The 14,297-nt window shown below is 66.8% G+C and carries 13 protein-coding genes; 7 read left to right on the top strand and 6 right to left on the bottom strand.

From position 1 onward, the window contains the following. The first annotated feature begins 226 nt into the window (after nucleotides 1-226). Nucleotides 227-2,737 (top strand): EAL domain-containing protein, encoded by a 2,511-nt coding sequence (locus tag DK254_RS30235; protein ID WP_109936781.1) that lies wholly within the window; start codon nucleotides 227-229, stop codon nucleotides 2,735-2,737. Nucleotides 2,738-3,018: 281 nt separating this feature from the next. Here DK254_RS30235 and DK254_RS30230 read toward each other — a convergent pair whose 3' ends face one another. Together DK254_RS30230 and prlC are read right to left on the bottom strand one after the other, a co-directional pair. Beyond that, nucleotides 3,019-3,285, bottom strand: coding sequence for a YheV family putative zinc ribbon protein (locus DK254_RS30230; RefSeq protein WP_089392855.1), 267 nt, complete (start codon nucleotides 3,283-3,285; stop codon nucleotides 3,019-3,021). Beyond that, entirely contained in the window at nucleotides 3,285-5,330 is a 2,046-nt protein-coding gene (prlC, locus tag DK254_RS30225; RefSeq protein ID WP_109936780.1) for an oligopeptidase A, read from the bottom strand. Before prlC ends, DK254_RS30230 begins: the two co-directional genes overlap by 1 nt. A gap of 78 nt (nucleotides 5,331-5,408) precedes the next feature. Here prlC and DK254_RS30220 point away from each other — a divergent pair, with 78 nt between their 5' ends. Beyond that, complete coding sequence (locus tag DK254_RS30220; RefSeq protein ID WP_109936779.1) at nucleotides 5,409-5,951, top strand: gamma carbonic anhydrase family protein; 543 nt, start codon at nucleotides 5,409-5,411, stop codon at nucleotides 5,949-5,951. Nucleotides 5,952-5,971: 20 nt separating this feature from the next. Here DK254_RS30220 and DK254_RS30215 read toward each other — a convergent pair whose 3' ends face one another. Continuing rightward, the gene (locus tag DK254_RS30215; RefSeq protein ID WP_109936778.1) at nucleotides 5,972-6,877 is read right to left on the bottom strand and encodes a nucleotidyl transferase AbiEii/AbiGii toxin family protein; all 906 of its coding nucleotides are present in this window, start codon (nucleotides 6,875-6,877) and stop codon (nucleotides 5,972-5,974) included. After that, on the bottom strand, nucleotides 6,828-7,436 hold the full coding sequence (gene abiEi / locus DK254_RS30210) for a type IV toxin-antitoxin system AbiEi family antitoxin (RefSeq protein ID WP_109937354.1): 609 nt from the start codon (nucleotides 7,434-7,436) through the stop codon (nucleotides 6,828-6,830). The genes DK254_RS30215 and abiEi overlap by 50 nt, the downstream gene beginning before the upstream one ends. Before the next feature lie 203 nt (nucleotides 7,437-7,639). On the opposite strand from abiEi, the gene DK254_RS30205 reads away from it, so the two are divergent. The 5 genes from DK254_RS30205 to siaD all read left to right on the top strand — a co-directional run bounded on the left by DK254_RS30205 (nucleotide 7,640) and on the right by siaD (nucleotide 12,231). Next, nucleotides 7,640-8,290: an HAD family hydrolase gene (locus DK254_RS30205; RefSeq protein ID WP_109936777.1), complete on the top strand. Its 651-nt coding sequence runs from the start codon at nucleotides 7,640-7,642 to the stop codon at nucleotides 8,288-8,290. Nucleotides 8,291-8,476: 186 nt separating this feature from the next. After that, a complete protein-coding gene (gene siaA / locus DK254_RS30200) occupies nucleotides 8,477-10,471 on the top strand; it encodes a biofilm regulation protein phosphatase SiaA (RefSeq protein ID WP_109936776.1) in 1,995 nt (664 codons plus the stop codon). Nucleotides 10,472-10,480: 9 nt separating this feature from the next. Continuing rightward, nucleotides 10,481-11,023 carry a biofilm regulation protein kinase SiaB gene (gene siaB, locus DK254_RS30195; protein ID WP_109936775.1) on the top strand — a complete coding sequence of 181 codons (543 nt, stop codon included), beginning with the start codon at nucleotides 10,481-10,483 and terminating at the stop codon, nucleotides 11,021-11,023. Between the two features lie 25 nt (nucleotides 11,024-11,048). Further along, a complete protein-coding gene (gene siaC, locus DK254_RS30190; protein ID WP_089392861.1) occupies nucleotides 11,049-11,429 on the top strand; it encodes a biofilm regulation phosphoprotein SiaC in 381 nt (126 codons plus the stop codon). Between the two features lie 4 nt (nucleotides 11,430-11,433). Then, on the top strand, nucleotides 11,434-12,231 hold the full coding sequence (gene siaD / locus DK254_RS30185) for a biofilm regulation diguanylate cyclase SiaD (RefSeq protein WP_218281466.1): 798 nt from the start codon (nucleotides 11,434-11,436) through the stop codon (nucleotides 12,229-12,231). Nucleotides 12,232-12,554: 323 nt separating this feature from the next. Here siaD and DK254_RS30180 read toward each other — a convergent pair whose 3' ends face one another. Then, nucleotides 12,555-13,658 carry a GlxA family transcriptional regulator gene (locus DK254_RS30180; RefSeq protein ID WP_109936774.1) on the bottom strand — a complete coding sequence of 368 codons (1,104 nt, stop codon included), beginning with the start codon at nucleotides 13,656-13,658 and terminating at the stop codon, nucleotides 12,555-12,557. A 368-nt stretch (nucleotides 13,659-14,026) separates the two neighbouring features. After that, the coding region (locus DK254_RS30175) for an L-serine ammonia-lyase, iron-sulfur-dependent, subunit alpha (RefSeq protein WP_177412137.1) at nucleotides 14,027-14,297 on the bottom strand (271 nt) is incomplete at its 5' end.

Genomic DNA, 14,297 nt, shown 5'->3' with positions numbered 1-14,297 from the left:
GGGGGCGAGGGGGCACTGCGGGCTCCTTCCGGGAAATGCCTAATAGCCTAGTCCGCCGGGCGGCGCTGTGGCCTTCCAATGTTTCCGAGATAGTCGACCATGGCGATATGTCAAATGGCTATTAGTCGTGCCAGTATTTCAGCCACTACGCTTTCCTGGTGGGCCACCCGAGGGCACTGTCATGCAGGAAGAGAGCCCAAGTGCGTTTCCGAGATGGATGCCAGCAATGCCCTACGATCAGCTCCCGGACGTCTTCGCGCAGATTCTCGAACAGGCCATCGACGGTGTGGTGGTGCTCGACGAGAACAACCGCGTGCTGCTGTTCAACGCCGCCGCCGAGCGCCTCTGGGGCTATTCCCGCGAGGCGGTGCTGGGGCAGGACGTCGGCCTGCTGCTGCCCGACGAGGTGCGCTCGCGCCTGGACGCCAGCCTGGACACCGAGGGCATAGCCGGCAGCCGCAGCGAGGTGCCGATGCGCTGCCGCGATGGCAGCCGGCTGTGGGGCTCGATGTCGATCTCGCACATCGAGTTCGACGGCAAGCGCCTGCTCACCGCCTTCGTCAAGGATTGCACCCTGCAGCGCCGCCAGCGCGAGCAGATGGACGTGCTCTCGCTGGCCGCCAACGAGACCGACAACGCGGTCATCGTCACCGGCCGCGAGGGGCGCATCCTCTACGTCAACGCCGGCTTCAGCCGCATGTTCGGCTGGAACGCCGAGCAGGCCCTGGGGCGCTACCCCTCGGAACTGCTGCAGGTGCCCCAGGCCAGCGTGCGGCGCTGGCGCCAGGCCGGCGCCGGGCTGTTCCGCAGCGAGGAACTGGTGCGCGACCTGATCGGCCGGCCGCTGTGGTGCTCGGTGGTGGCCAACCCCATCCTCGATGCCCGCGGCCAGCCGGTGAACTCGGTGATGCTGCTCACCGACATCACCCACACCAAGCTGCACGAGGTGCTGCAGAACAAGGTACTCGACGCCCTGGTGCGCGAGCGCCCGCTGGTGGACGTGATGGACCTGGTGTGCCGCGAGGTGGAGCGCATCGCCCCGGAGGTCAAGGCCTCGATCCTGCGCGTGGATGCCCAGGGGCGCATGCACCCGCTGGCCGCGCCGAGCCTGCCGGAGGACTTCTCGCGGTCCATCGAGGGCGCCCGCATGGGCCCCCGCGCCGGCAGCTGCGGCACCGCGGCCTACCGCGGCAAGGCGGTGATGGTCAGCGACATCGCCAGCGACCCGCTGTGGGACGACTACCGCCACCTGGTGCCCCCGGGGCTGAAGGCCTGCTGGTCGAGCCCGATCAAGAACAGCGAGGGCCGCGTCATCGGTACCTTCGCCTTCTACTACGAGCAGTGCCGCGGCCCGGACGAGCTGCACCTGCGCCTGGTGGACGTCAGCCTGCCCCTCGTCGCCCTGGCCCTGGAGCGCGAGGAGGCCCGCGCGCACATCCGCCAACTGGCCTTCTACGACACCCTCACCGGCCTGCCCAACCGCAGCCTGCTGCTGGCCGAGGCCGAGCAGGCGATGACGCGCATCGAGGACGACGAGGCGGAAATGGCGGTGCTGTTCATCGACCTGGACCGCTTCAAGCAGATCAACGACTCCCTCGGCCACCCGGCTGGTGACGAGCTGCTGCGCCTGGTGGCGGCGCGCCTGCAGGAGGTGGTGCGCGAGCAGGGCCTGGTGGGGCGCCTGTCGGGCGACGAGTTCGTGGTGGTGCTGCCATACTGCGGCGGCCTGCTCGCCTCGCAGGTCGCCGAACGCATCCTCGCCCGCCTGGCCCTGGCGCACCGGGTGGCCGGCGTCAGCCTGATCACCCTGGCGAGCATCGGCATCAGCCTGTTCCCCAGCAACGGCCGGGACATGGAGACACTGCTGCACCGCGCCGACATCGCCATGTACCAGGCGAAGAACGGCGGCCGTGGCAGCTATCGTTTCTTCAGCGACGAAATGAACCAGCGCGCCCAGGAGCGCCTGGCCCTGGAAAGCGCGCTGCGCGAGGCCGTGCAGCGCCAGACCCTGAGCCTGCACTACCAGCCCCAGGTGCGCCTGGACGACGGCGGCGTGCACGCCGTGGAAGCCCTGGCCCGCTGGCGCCACCCGCAACTCGGCGCGGTGGCGCCGAACCGCTTCATCGCCCTGGCCGAGGAGTGCGGCATCATCGGCGAACTCAGCCAGTGGGTGCTGCGCGAGGCCTGCCGGCAACTGGCCGACTGGCGCCGGCGCGGCATCCACATCCCGGCGGTGGCGGTCAACCTGTCCCCCGCCGACTTCCGCGACCCCGACCTGCCGGCCCGCCTGCAGGACCTGCTGCGCCGCAACGGCCTGGCCGGCAGCGACCTGGTGGTGGAAATCACCGAAGGCATGCTGCTGGACAACCACCCGGCGACCCTCGACATCCTCCGTGCCGTGCACGGCCTGGGCGTGCGCCTGTCGATGGACGACTTCGGCACCGGCTACTCCAGCCTCGGCTACCTGCACCGCCTGCCGATCCGCGAGCTGAAGCTCGACCGCAGCTTCGTCGCCGACCTGCGCGAAGGCACGGCGGCCCAGGCGCTGACCGACGCGGTGATGAACATCGGCCGCAGCCTGGAGCTGATGGTGATCGCCGAAGGGGTGGAGGACGAGGCGCAACTGGAACTGCTGCGCCAGCAGGGCTACCCGGTGGCCCAGGGCTACCTGTTCTCGCGGCCGCTGCCGGCGGCGGCGCTGGAGGAGTGGTTGGTGAGGAGGGGGAAGGGGTTGTAGGAGCGAGCTTGCTCGCGAAGGGGGCTAGCCGGTGGGGCTTGGCTTGCGGATTGACTCCGTCCCCTCTCCCCAGCCCTCTCCCTGAAGGGAGAGGGGATCCGTGCCGACGCCCGCTTTCGTGCAAGCCGGCAACCCTGGAGTCTCCGGCGAGAGCTGAAAATGCGCTTGATACCGAACGGTCCCCTCTCCCTTCAGGGAGAGGGTTAGGGAGAGGGAGCGGGGCCGGCCCAATACACCGAAACCACAGGTGAGCACCCTTCGCAAGCAAGCCCGCCCCTACCTCAATCCTTCTTCTTCAACTTCGGATTGGGAAAGAACTGCACCCCCTGCACCTTCGGATCGGCCGGTTTCTTCAGGCCGGTGACGTTGACCCGCGTGGCCAGCTCCTTCGGCACCGACTGGCCCTGGGCATTGAGGGTATCGGCGTAGCCGCAGGCCACGCACTCGCGGTGCGGCACGCCGTCCTCGTCCCACATCACTATCTTGTCCTGCTCGCTGCAGGCCGGGCACACGGCGCCGGCGATGAAGCGCTTCTTCACCTCGGCCATCACGCAGCCTCCCCGGTCAGGCCGGAGTGGCGCAGCAGCGCGTCGATCGACGGCTCGCGGCCGCGGAAGGCGACGAACAGCGCCATCAGCTCCTGGGAGCCACCCTTGGCCAGGATGGCCTCGCGGAAGGCGGCGCCGGTCTGCGGGTTGAACACGCCTTCCTCCTCGAAGCGCGAGAAGGCATCCGCCGACAGCACCTCGGCCCACTTGTAGCTGTAGTAACCGGCCGCGTAGCCACCGGCGAAGATGTGCGCGAAGCTGTTGGCGAAGCGGTTGTACGCCGGCGGGCGCATCACCGCCACCTCGTCGCGCACGCCGTTGAGTACGTCGAGCACGCTACGGCCGTCGCCGTGGCTGGTGTGCAGCTCGAAGTCGAACAGCGAGAACTCCAGTTGGCGGACCATCATCAGGCCGGACTGGAAGTTCTTCGCCGCCAGCATCTTCTCCAGGATGTCTTGCGGCAGGGGGGCGCCGGTCTCGTAGTGGCCGGAGATCAGTGCCAGGCCCTCGGGTTCCCAGCACCAGTTCTCCATGAACTGGCTGGGCAGCTCCACCGCGTCCCAGGCCACGCCGTTGATGCCCGAGGCGCCGGCGTGCTCGACGCGGGTCAGCAGGTGGTGCAGGCCGTGGCCGAACTCGTGGAACAGGGTGGTGACTTCGTCGTGGGTCAGCAGCGCCGGCTTGCCGTTCACCGCCGGGGTGAAGTTGCACACCAGGTAGGCCACCGGGGCGATCAGCTGGCCGGCGGCGTCACGGCGGCGGTCGCGGGCGCCGTCCATCCAGGCGCCGCCGCGCTTGTTGGCGCGGGCGTAGAGGTCGAAGTAGAAGCGCCCGACGTGCTGGCCGTGCTCCTCGATCTCGAACAGGCGCACGTCCGGGTGCCAGCGCTCGAAGTCGTGCAGCTCGCGGATCTGGATGCCGTACAGCTTCTGCACGATGGCGAACAGGCCGGACAGCACCTTGTCCACCGGGAAGTACGCGCGCAGCGCTTCCTGGGACACGCTGTAGCGCGCCTCGCGCAGCTTCTCGCCGTAGTAGCCCGAATCCCAGCTCTGCAGCTGCGCGCAGCCCTGTTCGGCGGCGTAGGCCTTGAGCTGGTCGAGGTCCTGCTGGGCGTAGGGTTTGCTGCGCACCGCCAGGTCGCGCAGGAAGTGCAGCACCTGCTCGGGCGACTCGGCCATCTTGGTCGCCAGCGACAGCGCCGAGAAGTTGGCATAGCCCAGCAGGCGCGCCAGCTCCTGGCGCAGGTCGAGGATTTCCTGCATCACCGGGCCGTTGTCGTTCTGCCCGGCGTTGGGGCCCTGGTCGGAGGCGCGGGTGCAGTAGGCGGCGTAGACTTCTTCGCGCAGGGCGCGGTCCTGGGCGTAGGTCATCACCGCGAAGTAGCTGGGGAATTCCAGGCTGATCAGCCAACCGTCCAGGCCCTTGGCCTGCGCGGCCTGTTGCATCTGCGCCTTGGCCGAGTCGGTCAGCCCGGCCAGGGCCGCCTCATCGGTGACGTGCTTGGTCCAGGCCTGGGTGGCGTCGAGCAGCTGGTTGGAGAAGCGGCTGCCCAGCTCGGACAGGCGCGCCTGGATCTCGGCGTAGCGCTTCTGCTGCTCGGCTGGCAGGTCGATGCCCGACAGGCGGAAGTCGCGCAGGGCGTGTTCGAGGATGGTCTTCTGGGCCAGGTCGAAGCTCGCCGCGGCGGGGCTGCCGGCCAGGGCCTCGTAGGCCTTGAACAGCTCGCGGTTCTGGCCCAGTTCGGTCCAGTAGGCCGAGAGCATCGGCAGGCAGCCTTCGTAGGCCTCGCGCAGCTCGGCGCTGTTGCAGACGGCGTTGAGGTGGCTGACCGGGCTCCAGGCGGCGCCCAGGCGCGCGTGCAGCTCGTCCATGGCCAGGACCAGGCCATCCCAGCCCGGGTTCGCGCCCTGTTCGGCGAGGATGCGCGCGATGGCCGCGCGGTTGTCGGCGAGGATCTGCTCGATGGCCGGCTTCACGTGCTCGGGGCGGATGGCGGAGAAGGGCGGCAGGTCGTAGTTCTGCAGAAGGGGATTCGCGCTCACGGTGGCAACCTTGGCTGAGGAAACACCCGGCCATCTTAAATACAATCGGCGTCATCCGCAGCCTGAAGGAAAGCTATCGTGGCCATACGTTCGTATCAGGGTAAAACGCCGCAACTCGGCGAGCGCGTCTTCGTCGACCCCAGCGCCGTGCTCATCGGCGACATCGAGATCGGCGCCGACAGCTCGGTGTGGCCGCTGGTCACCGTGCGCGGCGACATGCACCGCATCCGCATCGGCAGCCGTACCAGCATCCAGGACGGCAGCGTGCTGCACATCACCCACGCCGGCCCCTACAACCCCGACGGCTTCCCGCTGACAATCGGCGACGAAGTGACCGTCGGCCACAAGGTGCTGCTGCACGGCTGCACGGTGGGCAACCGCGTGCTGGTGGGCATGGGCTGCATCGTCATGGACGGCGCGGTGATCGAGGACGAAGTGATCCTCGGCGCCGGCAGCCTGGTCCCGCCGGGCAAGGTCCTGGAAAGCGGCTTCCTCTACGTCGGCAGCCCGGCGAAGAAGGCCCGCCCGCTGACCGACAAGGAGCGGGCATTCTTCGCCTATACCGCGGGCAACTATGTGAAGCTGAAGGACCAGCACCTCACCGAGGGTTATGCCGAGTAAGTGAAGCGGGCGCGTGAAGCTCACATGATGAACCGGTCCGGCTCGCCGGCCTGGCCGGTCTTGTCCAGGCTGCTCTTCACCTGCTTCATCAAGGCATCGACCGCGCTGGCCAGGTACTCCCAGAAGCGCTCGTTGTCGACGGTCTGGGCGACGATCTCGGCGGGCAGGAACCGACGCATCTCCTGGCGGAAATCGACCTTGACCTGCGGCTCGCCGAGCAGGGCGTTCACGCGTTCCTCTGCCAGGCGCAGGAACATAGCGACTTCCACGTGGTGGTCCGCGAGCTTGGCCGGAATCAGCTCGTAGGCGGGCTTGATGCCGCGCTGTTTCAGCCAGGCCAGGTCCCACAGGTCGCGGTTCTTGATGCGGTTCCTGCGCAGCGCGAAGGCCAGGATCTTGTCGACGTAGATTTCCTCGAGGCTTTCGGTGTTCAGGATCAGGCCTTCGGTGCCCATGTCCACCCCGTAGGGGTTGAGCAGCGCCATGGGCTTCTTCTGGTAGGTCGGAATCGCGCAGATATCGATATGAATGCGTTGGGCGGGCAAATGGGGAGCTTGCGGGCGTGTCTGCACCTTCAGCTTCCAGGTATCGACATTGCCTTGTTCCCGGACGGGCTCGCTGACCTCCACTGCCAGGCCGTACTTGCTTTCCAGGCTGATGACCAATGCCGCTTTCAGGTGGGCGAAATCTTCCCGTTCGAAGTCGGCGCCGCCGGTGAAATCCAGGTCTTCGCTCAAGCGCCTCGAACCATGGCAGGCACGCAGGCAGGTGCCGCCGATGAAGCACAGTTTTTCGAGCAGGCCGGCTTCGCTCAGGATGCGCATGATGTCGTGGTGCAGCAGCTCCTTTTCCACCACCACGCGCAATGGCGAGAGTTCAGGGGTGTTGCTGAGCGCCTGGTCCACCAGTCTGTCGAACAAGCTCATCGGCAATGCTCCAATCGATCAGGTCGAGGTTCCTTTTCGCCACCTTCATGTCCCGGATGGCCTGGGCAGGTTTGGCGCGCCACAGGCGGCAACGGCTGTCGTAGTCGAGTTGGCCGACCAGTTCCGCCGGTTTCTGGGCGGTATGGATGAACTCGATAGTGCCGTACTGGCCGCAGGAAATCTGGCTGGTGCGTCCCGAAGACATCAGCGTGATCCAGTGGATGGGAACCTGCGAGATCACCCCGGCATCGCTCAGCGCGGTTTCCAGGCTGATGTAGTTGAAATCGTTGGCCCGCAGGCGCGCGGCGGCGTGATAGAGCAGGTTGCCCAGGTCGGCCTTGGCGAGCTTGTAGAGGTAAAGTCCCCGACACAGGCGTACCAGCTTGTTGTCCCGGGCGGCACGGCTGAGCAGCGAGCGGTAGGCCTGGTCGGAGATATCCGGGACCAGGGCGCGCATGTCGGCGGGGGTGAACAGGTAGCGTTCGGGCGTGGCCAGCGAGTAAAGGCCGTCATACAGCCGGTTGAGTGGCCGTAGGGAGGGTTGAGGGCTGCTACGCATGGCGTAACTCTGCATAAAGTGTCATTAAGTGAAACTTAGTGTAGAGCAATACACGGCAAGCTCAACGGAAAGTGTCGGTTTGTGTGATTTTCTGTAGAGACAGCGGGTCCGCTCACCGACAGGCGGAAACGGCAGCCGACTGTGTCGATCATGGACTCCGCAGTATCCTTGTCGCCCCGACCTGTACAGCCGCAGCCTCGTCCATGCACTACCAGAACATCCTCTTCGACCTCGACGGCACCCTCACCGACCCGCGCGAGGGCATTACCCGTTCGATCCAGTACGCCCTGGCCCAGCTCGGCATCGACGAGCCGGACCTGCGCCGGCTGGAGCATTTCATCGGGCCGCCGCTGCTGCAGTGCTTCATGAGCACCTATGGCTTCGACGAGGCCCGTGCCTGGGAGGCGGTGAAGCATTACCGGGTGCGCTTCAAGGACACCGGGCTGTACGAGAACCGGGTGTTCGCGGGCGTCGGTGAGTTGCTCGAACTGCTGGGTGGCCAGGGGCGCACTCTTTATATCGCTACCAGCAAGCCGACGGTGTTCGCCGCCGAGATCGCCCGGCATTTCGATTTCGCCCGGCACTTCAGGGTGATCTACGGCAGCGAGCTGGACGGCACCCGCACCAACAAGGTCGAGCTGATCGAGCACCTGCTGCGCCTCGAAGGCCTGGACCCGGCGCAGACGCTGATGATCGGCGACCGCAAGCACGACCTGATCGGCGCGCACCGCAACGGCCTGAGCGCCGCTGGAGTCGGCTATGGCTTCGGCAGCCGCGAGGAGCTGCTGGCCGAGGGCCCGGCGCACTATTTCGCCAGCCTGGACGAGCTGCGCGCGGCCTTCGCCGCCAGCTGAGGCCCCGGCCGCCGGTGGCGCCGTGGCGGTGGGGGAAATCGCGTCTAGAATGAGTCAACCGGGTGACGTCAAAAATATGGCAATTAGCCATTAATTTGCATTGCCTGGGGCAAGGCTCGCCTGCACAATTGCGCTTTCGCCAAAAGAACGACACTGACTCGGCGAACAGGATTTCTGGGGACGGCCATGGCGGCACGATGGGGATTGCGCGGCAAATCGGTGGTAGCGCTGTTACTGGCCTGCGTTCTGGCGTTGGTCCCCGCGGTGCTGCTCGGCTGGAAGGCGATGGAGGACATCCGTACGCACTTCGGCCTGGCCTATGCGAAGAACTTCACCCTGCTCAACCAGCAGAAGATCCTCGCTCCGGTGATCCGCGAGCTGTCGCTGTCGCGGCGCCTGGCCGAGTCGGTGGTGACCCAGGACTGGCTGCTGGAAGAGGGCAACTCCGAACGGCGCACTCGCTTCTTCCGTGAGGCCGACGGCTACCGCGGCGACCAGGGCGAATACTCCTACTTCGTCATCGTCGACTCCTCGCTGCACTATTACTTCAACGACTCCACCTCGCCGCTGTCCAATGCCCCGCGCTACACCCTGAGCCGCGACGACCCGCAGGACGCCTGGTACTTCGCGACCATGGCCAGCGACAGCCCCTACAACATCAACGTCAACTACGACGCCAAGCTGCGCGCCACCAAGGTCTGGTTCAACGTCCAGGTCATCGCCGGCAACCACAAGGTCGGCCTGGCTGGCGGCGGGCTGGACCTGACCGCCTTCCTCGACCAGTTCATCTCGCGCCGCGAGGCCGGGGTGACGCCGATGATCGTCGACGCCGACGGCGCCATCCAGGCGCACCCCGACCGCAAGCTGATCGCCCTGAGTTCCGGTGCCGGCACCGCCGACAACGGCGGCCACCGGGTCTTCGACCTGCTGGCCAGCGACGAGGAACGCAAGGGCCTGCGCCAGGTGCTGGACGACGCCCAGGCGCACCCGGGCGAGGTGCGCACCTTCTGGGCCACCCTCGACGGCAAGCGCCAGCTGCTGGCCACCGCCTACATTCCCGAGCTGCGCTGGCACGTGCTCAGCGCCGTCGACCTGCATGCCGCGCAGGTGCTCGACAGCCGCTGGATCTGGCCGCTGGCGGGTACCCTGGCGGGGCTGCTGGCGCTGCTCCTGCTGGGCTTCGCCTATACCGTCGAGCTGCTGCTGCTCAAGCCGCTGCGCGGCCTGCGCCAGTCGGCCAAGGCGATCGCCGCCGGGCAGTACGACAACCCGTTGCCCAAGTCCCGCGGCGACGAGATCGGCGAGCTGTCCGAGGCCTTCGCCAGCATGGCCGAGCAGGTCCGCCGGCACACCGAGGACCTGGAGGACAAGGTGCGCCAGCGCACCCAGGCCCTGGAGCAGGCCAACCGCGAGATGGCCGCGGCGCAGAAGAAGATCGGCGACTCCATCGACTACGCCAGCCTGATCCAGCGCGCCATCCTGCCCGACCGCCAGTTGCAGGCGTCCCTGGGCCGGCACCATTTCGTGCTGTGGAAACCGCGCGACGTGGTCGGCGGCGACTTCTACATCTACCGCGAAGGCGGCGAGGACAGCCTGATCGGCGTGGTCGACTGCGCCGGCCACGGCGTGCCCGGCGCGCTCATGACCATGCTGGCGCTGGCCGCCATCGACCATGCCATCGACAGCGTGCAAAGCCACGACCCTGCGGCAATCCTGCGCGAGACCGACCAGGTGATGCGCGGCATGATCAGCCAGGAGCGGGTGACCCAGGCCCTGGCCACCAACATGGACGCCGGCTTCGTGCGCGTCGACCACGGCCGCCGGTTGCTGCATTTCTCCGGGGCGAAGATCTCGCTGTTCGCCAGCAATGGTGACGAGGTTCGCGAATACAAGGGCGGCCGCCGCGCCATCGGCGACAAGCGCCAGGGAGAGTACGAGAATATCCAGCTGCCGCTGGAGCCGGGCTGGACCTTCTACCTGTGCACCGACGGCTTCCTCGACCAGGCCGGCGGCGAGCACGGCTTCGGCTTCGGCAACAGCCGCTTCGCCGAACTGTTGCGCCGTCATTCACGCTTGCCATTGGCCGAGCAGGCGCGGGTTTTTGCCGCTACCCTGGCGGACTATCAGGGGGAGCGGCCGCAACGCGACGACATCACCATCCTGTCCTTCCGATTCGAGTAGGAGTACGCCATGGAGACACTTGACCTGTTGGCCATGCGTGAAAGCTACACCCGACAACGCATCCTGCTGTGCTTCAACGGCCCGATCTCGCGCAGCCTGATCGAGGAGATCGGCCACGCCCTGCGCAACTACATGCAGGCCGAGCAGGCACACCCGAGTGAAGCCATGGACGTCTTCGCGGTCTACATCGAGATGACCCAGAACATCCGCCACTACGCCACCCAGCGCGGCTATGGCGACCTGGACGCCTCGGCCACCGTGGCCATCGCCCGCAACGAGGACGGCCACTACGTGGTTTCCGCCGGCAACCTGGTGGAGCTGGCGGACGGCCGCGAACTGGTGCGCAGCATCGAGGACATCGCCGGCTTCGACAAGGCCCAGCTCAAGGCGGCCTACAAGGAGCAGCTGCGCCGCCCGCGCGATGCCGGGGCCAGCAGCGGCGCGGGCCTGGGCCTGCTGGACATTGCCCGCAAGTCCAGCGCGCCCCTGCAGACTTCCCTTACCGAACAACCCGACGGGCGCGCCTTCTTCAGTCTGCGCGCCGTGATCTGACCACGCGTTTCAGGAATACAAAGGTATGAGTGACCTTCACATCAGTGGCACCCAGTCCACCCCGTCGATCCACGGTGACTGGGACGCCGGCGTCCTGGCCATGCAGGGCGACTCCTATCCCGAGAACTCCTACGAACTCTTCGGCCAGGTGATCGAGTGGGTGCAACGCTTCCTCGCCGAAGCGCAGCGCCCGTTGTCCCTGGACCTGCGTCTGCTATACCTCAATACCAGCTCGATCAAGGCGATGATGGACATCTTCGACCTGCTCGAAGAGGCCCATGCCGGCGGCCGCCAGACCCAGGTGAGCTGGCACTACGACCGCCGCAACGAGCGCGTCGCCGAGCTGGCCGAGGAATTCCGCGAAGACTGTAGCTTCCCGTTCGTCATACAGCCCTACGACGAGTGATGCCATGAACAGCGAACGCGAGCTGGACCTGTTGATCGAAGCACTGCTGGCCGACCCGCAGTACCTCGACCATCCGCTGCGCGAGGCGCTGTTCCTCAAGCACCAGCAGTCCCTCGACCAGCTCGCGCGCCTGGAGCGCATCGCGCGGATTTCCGACGGCTTCCAGTCGATGGCGCGGGCGCAGAACTCGACGCTGTCGGAGCGCTACCACAAGCAGTTGCGCCAGTTGGAGAAGGTGGCGCGGATCTCCGACCGCTACCAGGACATGATGCGCGACCTCAACGTGGCGCTGCGCGAGGCCTCCACCCACGACCCGCTGACCGGCATCGGCAACCGCCGCCTGCTGATGGAGCGCCTGCGCGAGGAAAGCGAGCGTGCCCAGCGCCACGGCAAGCCCTACGTGCTGGTGATCCTCGACATCGACCACTTCAAGCAGGTCAACGACACCTGGGGCCACGAGGTGGGCGACCGCGTGCTGGTGGAGATCGGCTGCACCATGCAGGCCGCACTGCGCCAGTACGACCTGTGCGGGCGCTGGGGCGGCGAGGAGTTCCTCCTGCTGCTGCCGGAAACCGCCCTGGCCGACGCCGGCCAGGTGATCGACCGGGTGCGCCAGGACATCCGCTCGCTGGCCGTGCGCGTGGGCACCGAGGCGCTGTCGGTGACGGCCAGCTTCGGCGTGGCCGAATACCGCCTGGGCGAGAGCTACTCGCAAACCCTCAGCCGCGCCGACGCCGCCCTGCTGGAGGCCAAGCGCAGCGGGCGGGACAAGTGCGTGTCCAGCGCTGTCGCGAGTGGTTGAGCTACGTCCTGTGGCCTGACGGCTGTTCGTAGGAGCGAGCTTGCTCGCGAACGGTGCTTGCCGGTTGCCTGGGTGTCTCAGGTCACCTCCGTACCCTCTCCCCAGCCCTCTCCCTGAAGGGAGAGGGGGCTAGTCCGTGCCGAGAGAAGGGATGGTTTCGTCCTGATACCCGCGGAGTAGTCGGCTAACACCGAAACACCCAAGCACACTGAACGGTCCCCTCTCCCTTCAGGGAGAGGGTTAGGGAGAGGGGCGGAGCCAATCCCAGGCACCGAAGTGACAGGTGAACCCCCATCGCAATCACCCCACCGCAAAAAGCCCCCTCAAACCCTCACGCTGGCGAAGGTCGATTCCCCCTGCGCCTGGCTCAGCGCCGAGATCGCCGAGGAGTGCGGCATCAGCGCCAGGTCCTGGGGAATCGGCATGACCATCACCGGCTGGCCGATCGGCTGGCCCTGGCGTTCGTCGCGCGGCGGGATGCCGAAGTATTCGCGGTAGCACTTGGAGAAGTGCGGGGTGGAGACGAAGCCGCACACCGAGGCCACCTCGATGATCGACATGGAGGTCTGCTTGAGCAACTGGCGGGCGCGGATCAGGCGCAGCTTCAGGTAGTAGCGCGATGGCGAGCAGTGCAGGTACTTCTGGAACAGCCGCTCCAGCTGGCGCCGCGAGACGTTGACGTAGACCGCCAGCTCGTCGAGGTCGATGGGCTCTTCCAGGTTGGCTTCCATCAGCGCGACTATTTCCTGCAGCTTCGGCTGGTTGGTGCCGAGCATGTGCTTGAGCGGCACGCGCTGGTGGTCCTGCTCGTTGCGGATGCGCTCGTAGATGAACATTTCCGAGATCGCCGCCGACAGCTCGCGGCCGTGCTCGCGGCCGATCAGGTGCAGCATCATGTCCATCGGCGCGGTGCCGCCGGAGGAGGTGTAGCGGTTGCGGTCGATGGAGAACAGGCGGGTGCTCATGGCCACCCGCGGGAAGGCTTCCTGCATCGCCGCCAGGCATTCCCAGTGCACGCTGCAGTCGTAGCCGTCGAGCAGGCCGGCGCGGGCCAGGGCCCAGCTGCCGGTGCACACCGCGCCGAGGCGGCGGCCCAGGCGCGCCTGGGTCTGCAGGAAGACGACGTGCTCGCGGGTGACGCTGCGCTGGATGCCCACGCCGCCGACCACGATCAGGCTGTCCATCGGCGGGGCGGCGTCGGTGCTGGCGTCGGGGGTGATCTGCAGGCCGTCGCTGGCCCACACCTGGCGGCCGTCGAGGGTGAGGGTGTGCCAGCGGTACAGCTCCCTGCCGGAAAGCTGGTTGGCCATGCGCAGCGGTTCCACCGCGGAGGCCAGGGAGATCAGGGTGAAGTTGTCCAGCAGCAGGAAGCCGATGGACTGCGGAGCTCGGTTTTGCGGGGGAACTCCGGTGTTGAAAGCATTCATGATGCTCGATCTCCTCACGCTAGTCACGGTCGCCCCTGAGGGGCTTTCTTATGCTTGTTTTTCTGCCTGGGTGACCCACAGGTCACCAACGCTTGCCAAGAGCAAGGCAAATGCCGTGCCTATGTTGATTGGGCGTTCAATAAAAAAAGAAAAGCGCCTGGGAACGGCGCTTTTGGGAGCCCGGATGCGACCTCCGGCATGTCGCAAATGCCTATGGGGCGCGGGGCCTGGGGACTTTGGTAGCACTGCGGCGGTCGCCGCCGGGTGCCATCATTTTCCGAAAGTAACGCTTGCCTGCCGTGCTCCCGGATGGGGCCGCGGTGCGCCAAAAGGTGGCGTCGCCGCTCCCCGGATGGGCGAACCGGGGGTCAGCACTCGATGATGCTGACGGCGAGGCCGCCGCGGGAGGTTTCCTTGTACTTGTCGTGCATGTCGGCGCCGGTGTCGCGCATGGTGCGGATGGCCTGGTCGAGGCTGATGAAATGCTGGCCGTCGCCGCGCAGGGCCATCTGGGCGGCGTTGATGGCCTTGACCGCGGCGATGGCGTTGCGCTCGATGCAGGGCACCTGGACCAGGCCGCCGACGGGGTCGCAGGTGAGGCCGAGGTTGTGCTCCAGGCCGATCTCGGCGGCGTTTTCC

The organism is Pseudomonas sp. RW407 (genome assembly GCF_003176655.1).
GTDB classification, from domain to species: domain Bacteria; phylum Pseudomonadota; class Gammaproteobacteria; order Pseudomonadales; family Pseudomonadaceae; genus Pseudomonas; species Pseudomonas delhiensis.
The sequence above is the reverse complement of the archived record's forward strand: the minus strand, read 5'-3'. Positions and strand labels throughout refer to the sequence as shown.